The organism is Pseudomonas tructae (assembly GCF_004214895.1).
Classification (GTDB): domain Bacteria; phylum Pseudomonadota; class Gammaproteobacteria; order Pseudomonadales; family Pseudomonadaceae; genus Aquipseudomonas; species Aquipseudomonas tructae.
The window spans coordinates 433,172-448,468 of sequence record NZ_CP035952.1 but is presented as its reverse complement, the minus strand read 5'-3'; the positions used below and the strand labels follow the sequence as shown (position 1 = coordinate 448,468).

The following is a 15,297-nucleotide window of genomic DNA, read 5'->3' as shown; positions in this document are numbered from 1 at the left end:
CAACATTCGCCGAAAATTTGTAATGTCTCACAAATTTTACCTTAGCCTGAACACACACCAGTGAAAGTGCTGCCCAGTCTATCTTTCTATCACATACCCAAATTTTTAAAGAACGATTCTGAAAAAGTTCAGAAATCAATATTCGAAGCGAATATTCATTTCTAAGCTTTGACATGGTAACAAAGGGGTGGTGGAGCCAAGCGGGATCGAACCGCTGACCTCCTGCGTGCAAGGCAGGCGCTCTCCCAGCTGAGCTATGGCCCCAACAAGAAACTGGTGGGTCTGGGCAGATTCGAACTGCCGACCTCACCCTTATCAGGGGTGCGCTCTAACCAACTGAGCTACAGACCCAGTCAAGAGCTGTTACCGATATCGTCTTCTTCAATGAATCAAGCAATTCGTGTGGGAGCTCATAAGACAGCTGATGTCTGTCGATTAAGGAGGTGATCCAGCCGCAGGTTCCCCTACGGCTACCTTGTTACGACTTCACCCCAGTCATGAATCACACCGTGGTAACCGTCCTCCCGAAGGTTAGACTAGCTACTTCTGGTGCAACCCACTCCCATGGTGTGACGGGCGGTGTGTACAAGGCCCGGGAACGTATTCACCGCGACATTCTGATTCGCGATTACTAGCGATTCCGACTTCACGCAGTCGAGTTGCAGACTGCGATCCGGACTACGATCGGTTTTGTGAGATTAGCTCCACCTCGCGGCTTGGCAACCCTCTGTACCGACCATTGTAGCACGTGTGTAGCCCAGGCCGTAAGGGCCATGATGACTTGACGTCATCCCCACCTTCCTCCGGTTTGTCACCGGCAGTCTCCTTAGAGTGCCCACCATTACGTGCTGGTAACTAAGGACAAGGGTTGCGCTCGTTACGGGACTTAACCCAACATCTCACGACACGAGCTGACGACAGCCATGCAGCACCTGTGTCAGAGTTCCCGAAGGCACCAATCCATCTCTGGAAAGTTCTCTGCATGTCAAGGCCTGGTAAGGTTCTTCGCGTTGCTTCGAATTAAACCACATGCTCCACCGCTTGTGCGGGCCCCCGTCAATTCATTTGAGTTTTAACCTTGCGGCCGTACTCCCCAGGCGGTCAACTTAATGCGTTAGCTGCGCCACTAAAATCTCAAGGATTCCAACGGCTAGTTGACATCGTTTACGGCGTGGACTACCAGGGTATCTAATCCTGTTTGCTCCCCACGCTTTCGCACCTCAGTGTCAGTATGAGCCCAGGTGGTCGCCTTCGCCACTGGTGTTCCTTCCTATATCTACGCATTTCACCGCTACACAGGAAATTCCACCACCCTCTGCCCTACTCTAGCTCGCCAGTTTTGGATGCAGTTCCCAGGTTGAGCCCGGGGATTTCACATCCAACTTAACGAACCACCTACGCGCGCTTTACGCCCAGTAATTCCGATTAACGCTTGCACCCTCTGTATTACCGCGGCTGCTGGCACAGAGTTAGCCGGTGCTTATTCTGTCGGTAACGTCAAGATACTCACGTATTAGGTAAGTACCCTTCCTCCCAACTTAAAGTGCTTTACAATCCGAAGACCTTCTTCACACACGCGGCATGGCTGGATCAGGCTTTCGCCCATTGTCCAATATTCCCCACTGCTGCCTCCCGTAGGAGTCTGGACCGTGTCTCAGTTCCAGTGTGACTGATCATCCTCTCAGACCAGTTACGGATCGTCGCCTTGGTGAGCCATTACCTCACCAACTAGCTAATCCGACCTAGGCTCATCTGATAGCGCAAGGCCCGAAGGTCCCCTGCTTTCCCCCGTAGGGCGTATGCGGTATTAGCGTTCCTTTCGAAACGTTGTCCCCCACTACCAGGCAGATTCCTAGGTATTACTCACCCGTCCGCCGCTGAATCGAAGAGCAAGCTCTTCTCATCCGCTCGACTTGCATGTGTTAGGCCTGCCGCCAGCGTTCAATCTGAGCCATGATCAAACTCTTCAGTTCAATACTGCTTGGGTTTTGAGAAAACCCTAAACTTGGCTCAGCAATCTCAAATGACTTACTTTCAAAATCTTTCGATTTTTCGTGTAGCCACTTGTGATGCTGATAATCTTTTTGACTATCAGTCTGAGCTCACAAGCACCCACACGAATTGCTTGATTCAGTTGTTAAAGAGCGGTTGGTTAAGAGCTTTTCATCTCAACCGAGGCGCGCATTCTACGCTTTCCTCAGGGTCTGTCAAGCGTTTATTTTGAAGTTTTTCGTTTCACTTCAAGCACTTGACTCGCTGCGATCTCTCGTTAGCGGGAGGCGAATTCTACAGCGTTTCAATCCGCTGTCAACCGCCTTTTTCACCGCTAGCGATCTTTCGATCGAAGCCCCTCCAACACCACCCTGAACTGCTAACTCATTGAAACTCAAGGAGTTTTCAGTTCTGACTGCGCCGGAAGTGGGGCGAATTATAGAGAGATTAAATCGGGCGTCAAGGACTTATTACAAACTTATGACAACAAGCCCTTGAAACGCCTCTCTATATAGAAGGGAAGGGGATCAGACCACCCTGGCCACCCGCAAACGCTCGATCTCCGCATTCGACAGGCCCAGCACCTCACCGAGGATCTGCTCGGTATGCTCACCCAGCAACGGCGGCGCATGGCGATACTCCACTGGCGTCTTGGACAAACGAATCGGGCTGGCCACCTGCGGCACCTGGCCGGCAAGCGGGTGAGGCATTTCGATCGCCAGCCCCCGCGCCTTGACCTGAGGATCGGCAAACATCTGCGCCAGGTCATTGATAGGACCGCACGGCACACCCACCTGCTCCAGCTGCGCGACCCATTGCGCAGTGGTCTTGAACACCGTGGCCTGGCGGATCAACGGGATCAGTTCGGCACGATTGGCAACCCGCTGCTTATTAGTAGCAAAACGCGGATCGTCCGCCCACTGCGGCTGGCCAGCAACCTCGGCGAACTTGCGAAACTGCCCGTCGTTGCCCACAGTCAGAATGAAATCGCCGTCAGCAGTCGGGAAGTCCTGGTAAGGCACGATGTTGGGATGAGCATTGCCCAGGCGCCGAGGCGGCGTGCCGGTAGTAAGGTAATTCATGGCCTGGTTGGCCAGGCAGGCAACCTGCACGTCGAGCAACGCCATATCGATGTGCTGGCCGCCGCCATCGCGGTCACGATGGGCGAGGGCGGCCAGAATCGCTACGGTCGAGTACAGCCCGGTGAGGATGTCAGTCAGCGCTACACCCACCTTTACCGGCCCGGCACCTTCTTCACCCTCCGAGCGCCCGGTCAAGCTCATCAGCCCACCCAGCCCCTGGATCATGAAATCATAGCCGGCACGCTTGGCGTAGGGGCCGGTTTGGCCGAAGCCGGTGACCGAGCAATACACCAGACGCGGATTGATCGCCTTCAGGCTTTCATAGTCCAGCCCATAGGCAGACAGCCCACCCACCTTGAAGTTCTCGATCAGCACGTCCGACTTGGCCGCCAGCTCGCGCACCAGATGCTGGCCCTCGGGCTGGGTGAAATCGATGGTCAGCGAACGCTTGTTGCGATTGGCCGCCAGGTAGTAGGCCGCCTCACTGGTGTTTTCGCCATAGGCGTCCTTGAGGAAGGGCGGCCCCCAGGCGCGCGTGTCATCGCCGCTGCCTGGACGCTCGACCTTGATCACTTCGGCGCCCAGGTCAGCAAGAATCTGCCCGGACCACGGCCCGGCCAGCACTCGCGACAGGTCCAGCACCCGCAGATGAGATAGCGCGCCCATGGCTGGCTCCTTATTAATAGAAGGACTGGATGCCGGTCTGCGCGCGACCGAGGATCAGCGCGTGCACGTCGTGGGTGCCTTCATAGGTGTTGACCACCTCAAGGTTGACCAGGTGACGGGCCACACCGAACTCGTCCGAGATACCGTTGCCGCCCAGCATGTCGCGCGCCAGACGGGCGATGTCCAGGGACTTGCCGCAGGAGTTGCGCTTCATGATCGAGGTGATTTCGACCGCAGCGGTACCTTCGTCCTTCATACGACCCAGGCGCAGGCAACCTTGCAAAGCCAGAGTGATTTCGGTCTGCATGTCGGCCAGCTTCTTCTGGATCAGCTGGTTGGCGGCAAGCGGGCGACCGAACTGCTTGCGATCCAGGGTGTATTGGCGCGCGGTATGCCAGCAGGCTTCCGCAGCCCCCAGGGCGCCCCAGGAGATGCCATAACGAGCGGAGTTCAGACAGGTGAACGGGCCTTTCAAGCCACGCACATCAGGGAAGATGTTCTCTTCGGGCACGAACACGTTGTCCATGACGATTTCGCCGGTAATCGAGGCGCGCAGGCCGACCTTACCGTGAATCGCCGGGGCACTCAGGCCCTGCCAGCCTTTCTCGAGAACAAAACCGCGAATGTCGCCAGCATCATCTTTGGCCCAAACCACGAACACGTCGGCGATCGGGCTGTTGGTGATCCACATTTTGCTGCCGCTCAGGCGATAGCCGCCGTCGACCTTCTTGGCGCGGGTGATCATCGACCCCGGGTCGGAACCATGATCGGGCTCGGTCAGGCCGAAGCAGCCGATCCACTCGCCGCTGGCGAGCTTGGGCAGGTACTTCTGCTTCTGGGCCTCGGTACCGAATTCGTTGATCGGCACCATGACCAGGGAGGACTGCACGCTCATCATCGAACGGTAGCCGGAGTCGATGCGCTCCACTTCCCGCGCAATCAGGCCGTAGCACACATAGTTCAGGCCGCTGCCGCCGTATTGCTCGGGAATGGTTGCCCCCAGCAGGCCAACTTCGCCCATCTCGCGGAAGATCGCAGGGTCGGTCTGCTCGTGACGGAAGGCCTCCAACACGCGAGGGGCCAGCTTGTCCTGGGCGAACTGATAAGCGCTGTCACGCACCATACGCTCTTCTTCAGTGAGCTGTTGATCGAGCAACAGCGGGTCGATCCAGTTGAAGCTTGCTTTACCGGCCATGAGCGAATCCTCGAGAGATGGGACCAGAATTGTTGTGCATTGATCCTAGGCCCGTTCAGGCGACGAGACAAACGAGGATTGCGCATGGTCTTGTGATATTTTCTCACTTCGCAATGGCCGAAAAGGCCATCTATACGCACCATTAGTGAGGTTGCTGTACATGCGGCGCAAGATCCCCAGCACAGCGGCCCTGATCTGCTTCGAGGCCGCCGCCCGCCACGAGAGCTTTACCAAGGCTTCCCAAGAGCTTTCCCTGACTCAGGGCGCCGTATGTCGGCAAATCGCCGGGCTCGAGGAGTTTCTCAATGTCGAATTGTTTCGCCGCTCCCGTCGCGGGGTGAAACTCACAGAGGCCGGGCTTTCCTATAGCCGCCGGGTCGCCACCCAACTGGATGCCGTGGAGCGCGACACCTTGTCGGTGATGGGCCAACAGGGCGCCAATGCCATTGAACTGGCGGTGGTGCCAACCTTCGGCACGCAATGGCTCCTACCGCGCCTCAAGGAATTCCAGCAGCGTCACCCGGAGGTTACGGTCAACCTGACCAACCGTACCCGGCCATTCCTGTTTGCCGATACCAGCTTCGACGCGGCGATCTACTTTGGTGATGCCGAATGGCCGGGCACCGAGTCCCATCGGCTGATGGGGGAGAACCCCGTACCGGTATGCAGCCCGGCGTTGCTGGCCGGCAACCGTCAACTCACGCTCGGGCAGATTGCCCAACTACCGCTGCTGCAGCAGACCACCCGACCCTATGCCTGGCGCCAATGGTTCAACAGTCTGGATATGAACGTCGCCCGCGACATGACCGGCCCACGCTATGAGCTATTCTCGATGTTGGCACAGGCCGCCATGCACGAGATGGGCGTGGCGCTGATTCCACCCTTCCTGATCCAGCGCGAACTGGCGGAGGGGCGCCTAGTGATCGCCAACCCGCACGCACTGTCGAGCATCAAGGCTTATTACCTGATGATCCCCGAGCGCAAGGTGGAATCGGCCTCGTTGCGCGCCTTCCGCGACTGGCTGGTGACTGAAGCAAGCCGCTACGCCGCAGCACATAAGGACGACAGCTTTAGCTGACCCCGTAGTCAATAAATCTCAAACCCTACAGATATAAGGAAATGTCGCATTTAAACCAACTGTTTCAGGCGCCCTCACAAAAGCCCTTAACCCTGCTGTCTATGCGACTTTCACAGCATAAATCGCGCTTTGATCATGGCATTCAGCAAAATCGGCGGAAAATTTTCAAATTTTACCGTAATCTCCCTGAAGCCCACGCTTGGCGGGCTCCAGGCCTGTTCTTGCGACATTCGGTCACAGGGTGACTTGTAGTTTGATTGCCGTCACCCTTCAAAACTGGTTGAAGCGATTCAGGAATCACCTGCAAAATGCCGCGCCCCGCCTGAATTCGGCGGGATCGTGCTGATCGGCCGCCCCAGCGCACCATCCGCAGTGCACTGGTTTACCAACAAAAGATCACGCAGGAGAAATGACGTGCACATTGGTGTTCCTCTCGAAACGCAGACGGGCGAAACACGGGTTGCTGCAACCCCGGAAACCATCAAGAAACTGATTGGCCAGGGGCATCAGGTCACCGTCCAGAGCGGCGCCGGCGTCAATGCCAGCGTTCCGGACATTGCCTATGAAGCAGCAGGCGCCACAATTGGCAGCGCTGCCGATGCGTTTGGAGCTCAGCTTGTTCTGAAGGTTGTAGCCCCTGACGATAGCGAACTGGCCCAGATCAAGAGCGGCACCGTCCTGGTGGGCATGCTCAATCCGTTCAACAACCAAACCATCGCCAAGATGGCCGAGTGCGGTATCACCGCCTTTGCCCTTGAAGCTGCGCCGCGCACCTCGCGGGCGCAAAGCCTCGATGTGTTGTCGTCGCAAGCCAACATCGCCGGTTACAAGGCCGTGTTGCTGGCGGCTCACCACTATCCGCGCTTCATGCCGATGCTGATGACTGCTGCCGGCACCGTCAAAGCCGCACGCGTGCTGATCCTCGGCGCCGGCGTAGCGGGGCTGCAGGCCATTGCCACGGCCAAGCGCCTGGGTGCGGTGATCGAAGCCTCGGACGTACGTCCGGCGGTAAAAGAGCAGATCGAGTCGCTGGGCGCCAAGTTCATCGATGTCCCTTACCAGACCGATGAAGAGCGCGAGTGCGCCGAAGGTGTTGGCGGTTACGCCCGGCCCATGCCGGCCAGCTGGATGCAGCGCCAGGCCCTGGCGGTGCACGAGCGCGCCAAACAGGCCGATATCGTCATTACCACCGCACTGATTCCCGGCCGCAAGGCACCGACCTTGCTCAGCGCCGAGACCGTGGCGCAGATGAAGCCCGGCTCGGTGGTCATCGACCTGGCCGCAGCCCAGGGTGGCAACTGCCCGCTGACCGTTGCCGACCAGGTAGTGGTAGAGCAGGGCGTGACCATCGTCGGCCCGACCAACCTGCCAGCCCAGGTAGGTGCTGATGCCTCGGCGCTGTATGCCCGCAACCTGCTCGACTTCATGAAGCTGCTGTTCGACAAGGACGGCGCACTGACGATCAACCTCGAAGACGACATCGTCGCCGCGTGCCTGATGTGCCGCGACGGCCAGGTCATCCGCAAGAACGGATAAGGAGCCAGACAATGGAAGACATGCTGATCTCTCACGGCGTCTATAACCTGATCATCTTCGTGCTGGCGATCTATGTCGGTTACCACGTGGTCTGGAACGTCACCCCGGCACTGCACACCCCGCTGATGGCAGTCACCAACGCCATCTCCGCCATCGTCATCGTCGGCGCCATGCTGGCCGCCGCGCTGACCGTCACACCGCTGGGCAAGACCATGGGCACCCTTGCAGTGGCCCTTGCCGCGGTCAACGTATTCGGCGGTTTCCTCGTCACCCGGCGCATGCTGGAGATGTTCAAGAAGAAAGCCCCAGGCAAGGGCGCAGCGAAGCAAGAGGGGCAGAAGTAAACATGAGCATGAACCTGGTAACACTTCTCTACCTTGTCGCCTCGGTGTGCTTCATCCAGGCACTCAAAGGCCTGTCGCACCCGACTACCTCGCGACGCGGCAACCTGTTCGGCATGCTCGGCATGGCCCTGGCGGTGATCACCACCGTGGGCCTCATTTATAAGCTGGGCGCAGAGCTGGCCACCGATGGCATCGGCTACGTCATCGTCGGCCTGCTGGTGGGCGGTAGCGCCGGCTCGATCATGGCCAAGCGCGTTGAAATGACCAAGATGCCCGAGCTGGTCGCCTTCATGCACAGCATGATCGGCCTGGCCGCGGTGTTCATCGCCATTGCCGCGGTGGTCGAACCGCAATCGCTGGGCATCGTTGCCAGCATCAGCGACCCGATCCCGACCGGTAACCGCCTGGAGCTGTTCCTCGGCGCCGCCATCGGTGCGATCACCTTTTCAGGTTCGGTCATTGCCTTCGGCAAGCTGTCGGGCAAGTACAAGTTCCGCCTGTTCCAGGGCGCACCGGTACAGTTCAGTGGCCAGCACAAGCTGAACCTGGTCCTGGGCCTGGCCACCCTCGGCCTGGGCCTGGTGTTCACCTTCACCGGAAGCTACAGCGCCTTTGCCTTGATGCTGATCCTGGCGTTCATCATGGGCGTGCTGATCATCATCCCGATTGGCGGCGCCGACATGCCAGTGGTGGTGTCGATGCTCAACAGCTACTCGGGCTGGGCGGCCGCCGGTATCGGCTTCTCGCTGAACAACTCGATGCTGATCATCGCCGGCTCCCTGGTCGGTTCGTCCGGTGCGATCCTCTCGTACATCATGTGCAAGGCGATGAACCGTTCGTTCTTCAACGTCATCCTCGGCGGTTTCGGCGGTGCGGCAGAAGCGGCCGGCCCAGCAGGAGCCAAGGAAGCCCGCCCGGTGAAATCCGGTTCGGCCGACGACGCCACCTTCCTGCTCAGCAACGCCGACACCGTGATCATCGTCCCGGGCTATGGCCTGGCGGTGGCCCGTGCCCAGCACGCGCTCAAAGAGCTGACCGAAAAGCTGACCCACAACGGCGTGACCGTGAAGTATGCGATTCACCCGGTAGCGGGGCGCATGCCCGGGCACATGAACGTCCTGTTGGCCGAAGCCGAAGTGCCGTACGACCAGGTGTTCGAGATGGACGACATCAACTCCGAGTTCGGCCAGGCCGACGTGGTGCTGGTGCTCGGCGCCAACGACGTGGTCAATCCGGCGGCCAAGAACGATCCGAAGTCGCCGATTGCCGGCATGCCGATCCTCGAAGCCTTCAAGGCCAAGACCATCATCGTCAACAAGCGCTCGATGGCCAGCGGCTACGCCGGCCTGGATAACGAGCTGTTCTACCTGGACAAGACCATGATGGTCTTCGGCGACGCCAAGAAGGTCATCGAAGACATGGTCAAAGCGGTCGAATAAGCGCTCAAAACTGCTGTGACAAATAGCCCCAGCGCGGTACCGGCTGGGGCTTTTTCATGCCCGGCCAGCCGACAGAAGGCTCAGCTTCAAGGCTTTGCATTCGACCTTGGTCGCGGGACGAAGCCAGGCGAAAACACTAGACTGCGCATCTAGCTTAAGTAGCCCGAGATAACAATCCATGTACCGTGATCGTATCCGCTTGTCCTCCCTGCACAGCAAGGTTATGAGTGCGGCTGATGCCGCTGGCCTGATCGAGGACGGCATGACCGTCGGCATGAGCGGTTTCACCCGCGCCGGTGAAGCCAAGGCCGTGCCCCACGCACTGGCCGAACGCGCTAAACAGTCGCCGCTGAAAATCAGCCTGATGACCGGCGCAAGCCTGGGCAACGACCTCGATAAACAACTGACCGAGGCCGGTGTGCTGGCCCGTCGCATGCCGTTCCAGGTCGACAGCACCCTGCGCAAGGCGATCAACGCCGGCGAGGTGATGTTCATCGACCAGCACCTGTCGGAAACCGTCGAGCAGCTGCGCAACCAGCAGCTCAAGCTGCCGGACATCGCGGTCATCGAAGCAGTGGCCATCACCGAGCAAGGCCACATCGTGCCGACCACCTCGGTGGGCAACTCGGCCAGCTTCGCAATTTTTGCCAAACAGGTCATTGTCGAGATCAACCTGGCGCACAACGCCAACCTTGAAGGCCTGCACGACATCTATATCCCGACCTATCGTCCGACCCGCACGCCGATCCCGCTGGTAAAAGTCGATGACCGCATCGGCAGCACCGCGATCCCGATCGACCCGGCCAAGATCGTTGGCATCGTCATCACCGAGCAGCCAGACTCGCCGTCCACCGTACTGGCGCCGGATGACGAAACCCAGGGTATCGCCAACCACTTGATCAACTTCCTCAAGCAGGAAGTCGACGCCGGGCGCATGACCAACAAGCTCGGCCCGCTGCAGGCCGGTATCGGCAACATCGCCAACGCGGTGATGTGCGGTCTGATCGACTCGCCGTTCGAAGACCTGACCATGTACTCCGAAGTGCTGCAGGATTCGACCTTCGACTTGATCGACGCCGGCAAGCTGAGTTTCGCCTCGGGCAGCTCGATCACCTTGTCGAGCCGCCGCAACGCCGATGTGTTTGGCAACCTGGAGCGCTACAAGGGCAAACTGGTACTGCGCCCGCAGGAAATCTCCAACCACCCGGAAGTGGTGCGCCGCCTGGGCATCATCGGCATCAACACGGCCCTCGAGTTCGACCTGTACGGCAACGTCAACTCCACTCACGTCTGTGGCACGCGGATGATGAACGGCATCGGTGGCTCGGGCGACTTCGCCCGCAACGCGCACCTGGCGATCTTCGTCACCAAGTCGATTGCCAAGGGCGGGGCGATTTCCAGCGTGGTGCCGATGGTCAGCCACGTCGACCACACCGAGCACGACGTCGACATTCTCGTTACCGAGCAAGGCCTGGCTGACCTGCGTGGCTTGGCGCCACGCGAGCGGGCCCGGGTGATCATCGACAACTGCGTGCACCCGGATTACCGCGACGCGCTGAACGACTACTTCACCCGCGCCTGCGAAAAGGGCGGGCATACACCGCACATCCTGCGCGAAGCCTTGGCCTGGCACGAAAACCTGGAAGAAACCGGGCGCATGCTCGCCAGCTGACCTGCACAGTCACCCGCCGGTTGTGCGCAACGCCAACCGGCCGGGCAACTGATTTAGTTTCCAAGGCATAAACTGTTCTACTGTACCGGTGTTTTCAGCGCCATTTTCCATGCTTCGCTTCCCTCTTCGTTCAGAAATGCACCATTTCAGTGCTGACCAGTACAGTTTCGCCTATTCCGAGTGCAACAGTCGCTTAAAACAGTTAACTGGCCCATCACAATGCAGGTGAACTGTATCTACTGTTATGGACGACAGAGGAGGATCATTGGCATCAGTTAAATCACTACCTAATGCCGCCACAAGCGGAAGGATGACATCATGGAACGTACCCTCAGTTCCGATCTGGTTTTCGAAAACACCGCCGAACAATCCAAGGCTTCGCTGCCACTGCGCCTGCTGGCCAACCTGATGCTGTGGCAACGCCGCATCGCCAGCCGCCACCAACTGGCTCGCCTGGACTCGCGTCTGCTGGCTGACGCCGGTATCAGCGAAGCTCAACGCTACGAAGAGCTGAGCAAGCCGTTCTGGCGTTAATGCAGGGCTCGCCGGCCTAGGCCGGCACCTCGAATTCTTCGAAACCCGTCGCAGGTGACTGCTGACGGGTTTTGTCGTTTAAAGGCCCGGATTAGAGCGGTCGAACCAGGCACATATACAGTTTTTAATTTTATAAAATTGACAGGTACAGTTGATAAATCTTGCTACGATCCGGTCCAATCCGCGTATTGCCCTCGCGTGATACCCTTAACGTACCCAGCTTGGTAATAAGTAGCGCAACAAGCTGAGCGTGCGTCTGACACAAGAACCACCAAAGAGCCTATCCAGGAGATCGACCATGTTCCAATCACGCTTGTTTGGCGCCGCCCTGCTGCTGGCCCTGGCTTCCACTGCCAACGCCACCAGCTTCGTCGTCACCACCGATACCGTCGTTCGTGGTGTCGCCGCCTCCACTGATGCCACCTCCGATGTGTCGTCCTCGTTCCGTGACGACAAAATCGTCCAGGCCGCACGTGATGACGCTGCCAGCTTCGTTGCCAGCCACGGCGACATCCGCGGTGCGAAACTGGAGAGCGCTTTCGCCCATATTCGCCAGCAGACCCCAACCCTGCAGGCCAGCGACGCACAATTGGCACAGGCCATCCTGGCGCTCTGAAGCCGCTCGTTTCCGGCCCTGTGCATGTAACACCATGCAACTAAGCCGGGCCCTCTGCGCTGGTCCTCACCGGCGCATTGGGATAGCCTTTGCCGCCTGATTCAGTTGCCGTTCGAGACTCATGCGTTATCTGCCATTGCTGTTGCTCGTGTTCTGCTGGAGTGGTGCCGCCCAGGCGCTGGACCTGACCACCAACAACCTGGTCGTCAGTGGTTATGCCACCAGCCAAGTGACATCGGCGCCCTTCGATCGCAAACTGCTGCTCGCCGCCCAGGACGATGCCGCAGCCTTCGTGGCCAGCGATGGCCTACGGCGGGGCGCTCGCCTGGAGGCTGCATTGAGTCGGCTGCGCCAGGCCAACCCGCAACTTCATGCCAGCGACCTTGAACTGGCGCAGGCAATTCTCGTCCAATAAACACTTCTGTTCTCCCGGAGATGCTCCATGCGTAACCCGCTGATTGCCGCCACCCTTGGCCTTATGCTGCTGGCCGATGTGGCCCAGGCACAAACCCTGGTGGCCACCAGCAATATTATCGTCCGTGCCTTTGGCCGTTCGATCGACTTCACCTCCGACACCACTACTTCGATTCGCGATTCGAAAGTTGTCCGCGAAGCCCGTGACGATGCCGCCAGTTATGTCGCCAGCCGTGGCGATATTCGCGGCGCGCAACTCGAAGCCGCCTTCGACACCCTGCGCCAGCGTGTTCCCGAGGCACGCCAGGCCAGCGACGAAGCCCTGGCTGAAGCTATCCTCGCGCTGTGAAACCGGTGCGTGCCTGGCTGCTGGGCTGCCTGCTGATACTGTGCGCAAGCCCAACACTGGCCAGCCTGCAGTTGGTGCTGCAGGCCGACGGCTTGAGCCCACAACAACAGCACGCGAGCCAGGCACTGCTGGACGAAGCACTGCAGGCACTGCCACCAAGCTTCAAGACCCGCCTTGACCGGCGCATCCTGGTCAGCTGGAGCAGCCGCATGCCGGAAGATGCCTACGGTCAGGCGTCGCTGGTCTCGACCCTGCAACTCAATAGCCGCCTGCTGCCCAGCCTGGTCGACGGCAGCGCGGCCACACACAAGACCGGCCGTCCCCACGGTACCGTTCGCCAGGAACTGCTGGCCACTGTCCTGCATGAACTGACTCACATTTATGACCGCGCCCGCCTGTGGCAAGGCGCGCAGCGTCGATTGATCACCCAGTGCGCCCGGCAACTGAACAGCCTGGGTAAAATCGGCCTGCCCGAGCAATGCCGCGGCCAAAGCGAACGCCGCTTCACCCTCAGCGACGATCCACGCCTGCTCGACCTGGCGGGCTGGCCGCAGTACGTAGGCCGTCGTGGCGAACGCGAACAGCACAACCGCCAGGTGGCACGCAGCCCCGACAGCTACGAGCTGAGCAGCCCCAAGGAATTCATTGCGGTCAACATGGAGTACTTCCTCCTTGACCCAAGCTTTGCCTGCCGCCGGCCGGCTTTGCAGGCTTACCTGAGGGAGCACTTTGACTGGGCAGCCGAACATCCGCCATGCCCGAGCGCACTGCCGTTCCTCAATGCCGGCAATGACTTTGCCAAATCGCCGCTGGGCGAGATCGATCCCGAGCGGGTGTATGCCGTCGATTATCTGCTGGCCGAAGCCAATCAGAACTGGGTCAGCCGCTGGGGCCACAGCATGCTGCGCCTGGTGATCTGCGCGCCGGGCCGCCCACGTGGGCCGGACTGCCGCCTGGACCTGGACCAGCACCTGGTGCTGTCGTACCGGGCTTTCGTCAATGATGTACAACTGTCGAGCTGGGACGGTTTGACCGGTGCCTACCCGTCGCGACTGTTCGTGTTGCCACTGGCCCAGGTTATTGATGAGTACACCAAGACCGAACTGCGCAGCCTGGCTTCGATTCCGCTCAGGTTCGACCGCGACGAACTGGAAAGCCTGGTACGCCAGGCCGCCGAAATGCACTGGAGTTACGACGGCAATTACTACTTCCTGTCCAACAACTGTGCGGTCGAAACCCTCAAACTGTTACGCAGCGGCACCGCCAACCCGCGTCTGAGCGACCTGGACAGCATCGTCCCCAATGGCTTGCTCGAGGTCCTCGCAGGCCGAGGTCTGGCTGATGTCAGTGTGCTCGACGACCCGCGTGAGGCGCTGCGCCTGGGTTATCGCTTCGACTCTTACCGGGACCGCTACCAGGCGATGTTCCTGGTGCTGAAGAAACAGCTGCCGATCAAGCAGGACAGCGTCGAGGCCTGGCTGGAACAGGCCGCCGAACAACGCCAGCAATGGTTCGCCCGGGCCGACCTGCGCACCAGCGCAGCCTTGCTGCTACTGGAACAGGCCAGCCTGCGCCGGCAACTGTTGCTGGCCCAGGACGAGGTCAAGCAGCGCTACCTGAGCGGGCGCGAGCGCAACGACGCCAGCGTCGGCAAAGCCAATAACACCCTGCAGCAGATTCTCGCCAACAGCGGATTTCTCAGCCGCCCGGCAGAACTGCTGGGCAGCAGCGGCTACGGCCTGCCCCAGGCCGGCGAGCGGGAAAAGCTGCTGAGCGAAACCCGCCTGCGGCAAACCCAGCTGCAAACCCTCAGCGCCGACCTGGATAAGGAAGTGCGCGCCTTGCTCGACCCGGCCCGCGCCGCTGAAATCAAAGCGGTGGAAGCCAATATCAAACAGGTGGGCGAACACCTGCGGGCCCTGCACAAAGCCAGCGGCGGCTTGCAATTGCCCTGATCACAGGGTTTCGCCAGGCTCCGCAGGCAAGCTCTCATCCAGATGCAACCAGCCCAGACGGCTATCGGTCCAGATGTGCCGCCTCGGCGGCGCCAGCTCGGGCTGGTCCAGGGTGGTGACAGTGACGTCGATGCTCTGCGGGCTAAGGTCCGTGGTCAGCGCCACATGAGCCCCACAACGGCTACAGAAATAGCGCACGCAACTGGCCGACGAGTCGTAGCGTTGCGGCGTGCCGTTCAACCACTGGAAGTCATCGCAGTTCACGGTCAGCCAGGTGATCAGCAAACCACCAGTGACCTGTCGGCACACCGAGCAGTGGCAGTGGGCAACATCCGTCAATGGGCCCTCAATCCGGTAGCGCAGGGCTCCGCAATGGCAGCCGCCTTCATACGAATCACGCATCGCTCCCTCCTGTTGCCTGCTGG

Annotated in this window: 13 protein-coding genes, 2 tRNA genes and 1 rRNA gene; 10 read left to right on the top strand and 6 right to left on the bottom strand. The window is 59.7% G+C overall.

From position 1 onward, the window contains the following. Positions 1-188: 188 nt before the first annotated feature. The 5 genes from EXN22_RS02145 to EXN22_RS02120 form a co-directional block, all read right to left on the bottom strand. Positions 189-264 (bottom strand) — tRNA-Ala (locus tag EXN22_RS02145). A 10-nt stretch (positions 265-274) separates the two neighbouring features. Beyond that, a tRNA-Ile gene (locus EXN22_RS02140) sits at positions 275-351 on the bottom strand. Between the two features lie 85 nt (positions 352-436). Next, a 16S ribosomal RNA gene (locus EXN22_RS02135) occupies positions 437-1,973 on the bottom strand. Positions 1,974-2,519: 546 nt separating this feature from the next. Next, a complete protein-coding gene (locus EXN22_RS02125; RefSeq protein WP_130262241.1) occupies positions 2,520-3,740 on the bottom strand; it encodes a CaiB/BaiF CoA transferase family protein in 1,221 nt (406 codons plus the stop codon). A gap of 13 nt (positions 3,741-3,753) precedes the next feature. Next, complete coding sequence (locus EXN22_RS02120; RefSeq protein ID WP_130262240.1) at positions 3,754-4,935, bottom strand: acyl-CoA dehydrogenase; 1,182 nt, start codon at positions 4,933-4,935, stop codon at positions 3,754-3,756. A gap of 160 nt (positions 4,936-5,095) precedes the next feature. Between EXN22_RS02120 and EXN22_RS02115 the strand changes: the two genes are divergently transcribed. The 10 genes from EXN22_RS02115 (at position 5,096) to EXN22_RS02070 (ending at position 14,872) form a co-directional block, all read left to right on the top strand. Further along, the gene (locus EXN22_RS02115; protein ID WP_130262239.1) at positions 5,096-6,013 is read left to right on the top strand and encodes a LysR family transcriptional regulator; all 918 of its coding nucleotides are present in this window, start codon (positions 5,096-5,098) and stop codon (positions 6,011-6,013) included. A gap of 414 nt (positions 6,014-6,427) precedes the next feature. Beyond that, positions 6,428-7,549, top strand: a complete 1,122-nt coding sequence (locus EXN22_RS02110) for a Re/Si-specific NAD(P)(+) transhydrogenase subunit alpha (RefSeq protein WP_130262238.1) — start codon at positions 6,428-6,430, stop codon at positions 7,547-7,549. Positions 7,550-7,560: 11 nt separating this feature from the next. Then, the gene (locus EXN22_RS02105) at positions 7,561-7,893 is read left to right on the top strand and encodes an NAD(P) transhydrogenase subunit alpha (RefSeq protein WP_038997786.1); all 333 of its coding nucleotides are present in this window, start codon (positions 7,561-7,563) and stop codon (positions 7,891-7,893) included. A gap of 2 nt (positions 7,894-7,895) precedes the next feature. Beyond that, on the top strand, positions 7,896-9,332 hold the full coding sequence (locus tag EXN22_RS02100) for an NAD(P)(+) transhydrogenase (Re/Si-specific) subunit beta (protein WP_130262237.1): 1,437 nt from the start codon (positions 7,896-7,898) through the stop codon (positions 9,330-9,332). Between the two features lie 178 nt (positions 9,333-9,510). Further along, positions 9,511-11,004: an acetyl-CoA hydrolase/transferase family protein gene (locus tag EXN22_RS02095; protein WP_130262236.1), complete on the top strand. Its 1,494-nt coding sequence runs from the start codon at positions 9,511-9,513 to the stop codon at positions 11,002-11,004. Positions 11,005-11,322: 318 nt separating this feature from the next. Continuing rightward, complete coding sequence (locus tag EXN22_RS02090; RefSeq protein ID WP_010222590.1) at positions 11,323-11,538, top strand: DUF1127 domain-containing protein; 216 nt, start codon at positions 11,323-11,325, stop codon at positions 11,536-11,538. 298 nt (positions 11,539-11,836) lie between these two features. Further along, entirely contained in the window at positions 11,837-12,154 is a 318-nt protein-coding gene (locus EXN22_RS02085; RefSeq protein WP_130262235.1) for a DUF2388 domain-containing protein, read from the top strand. Between the two features lie 121 nt (positions 12,155-12,275). Next, positions 12,276-12,569, top strand: a complete 294-nt coding sequence (locus tag EXN22_RS02080; RefSeq protein ID WP_130262234.1) for a DUF2388 domain-containing protein — start codon at positions 12,276-12,278, stop codon at positions 12,567-12,569. A gap of 27 nt (positions 12,570-12,596) precedes the next feature. Beyond that, a complete protein-coding gene (locus tag EXN22_RS02075; RefSeq protein WP_130262233.1) occupies positions 12,597-12,917 on the top strand; it encodes a DUF2388 domain-containing protein in 321 nt (106 codons plus the stop codon). Further along, positions 12,914-14,872 carry a DUF7844 domain-containing protein gene (locus tag EXN22_RS02070; protein ID WP_130262232.1) on the top strand — a complete coding sequence of 653 codons (1,959 nt, stop codon included), beginning with the start codon at positions 12,914-12,916 and terminating at the stop codon, positions 14,870-14,872. The genes EXN22_RS02075 and EXN22_RS02070 overlap by 4 nt, the downstream gene beginning before the upstream one ends. Here the strand turns inward: EXN22_RS02070 and EXN22_RS02065 are convergent, their stop codons facing one another. Next, positions 14,873-15,274 carry a GFA family protein gene (locus EXN22_RS02065; protein ID WP_130262231.1) on the bottom strand — a complete coding sequence of 134 codons (402 nt, stop codon included), beginning with the start codon at positions 15,272-15,274 and terminating at the stop codon, positions 14,873-14,875. Between the last annotated feature and the right edge of the window lie 23 nt (positions 15,275-15,297).

Excerpts from the sequence above, each read along its gene's own strand:
- EXN22_RS02125 (WP_130262241.1), bottom strand. The coding sequence starts at position 3,740 with ATGGGCGCGCTATCTCATCTGCGGGTGCTGGACCTGTCGCGAGTGCTG.
- EXN22_RS02120 (WP_130262240.1), bottom strand. The coding sequence starts at position 4,935 with ATGGCCGGTAAAGCAAGCTTCAACTGGATCGACCCGCTGTTGCTCGAT.
- EXN22_RS02115 (WP_130262239.1), top strand. The coding sequence starts at position 5,096 with ATGCGGCGCAAGATCCCCAGCACAGCGGCCCTGATCTGCTTCGAGGCC.
- EXN22_RS02105 (WP_038997786.1), top strand. The coding sequence starts at position 7,561 with ATGGAAGACATGCTGATCTCTCACGGCGTCTATAACCTGATCATCTTC.
- EXN22_RS02100 (WP_130262237.1), top strand. The coding sequence starts at position 7,896 with ATGAGCATGAACCTGGTAACACTTCTCTACCTTGTCGCCTCGGTGTGC.
- EXN22_RS02095 (WP_130262236.1), top strand. The coding sequence starts at position 9,511 with ATGTACCGTGATCGTATCCGCTTGTCCTCCCTGCACAGCAAGGTTATG.
- EXN22_RS02090 (WP_010222590.1), top strand. The coding sequence starts at position 11,323 with ATGGAACGTACCCTCAGTTCCGATCTGGTTTTCGAAAACACCGCCGAA.
- EXN22_RS02085 (WP_130262235.1), top strand. The coding sequence starts at position 11,837 with ATGTTCCAATCACGCTTGTTTGGCGCCGCCCTGCTGCTGGCCCTGGCT.
- EXN22_RS02080 (WP_130262234.1), top strand. The coding sequence starts at position 12,276 with ATGCGTTATCTGCCATTGCTGTTGCTCGTGTTCTGCTGGAGTGGTGCC.
- EXN22_RS02075 (WP_130262233.1), top strand. The coding sequence starts at position 12,597 with ATGCGTAACCCGCTGATTGCCGCCACCCTTGGCCTTATGCTGCTGGCC.
- EXN22_RS02065 (WP_130262231.1), bottom strand. The coding sequence starts at position 15,274 with ATGCGTGATTCGTATGAAGGCGGCTGCCATTGCGGAGCCCTGCGCTAC.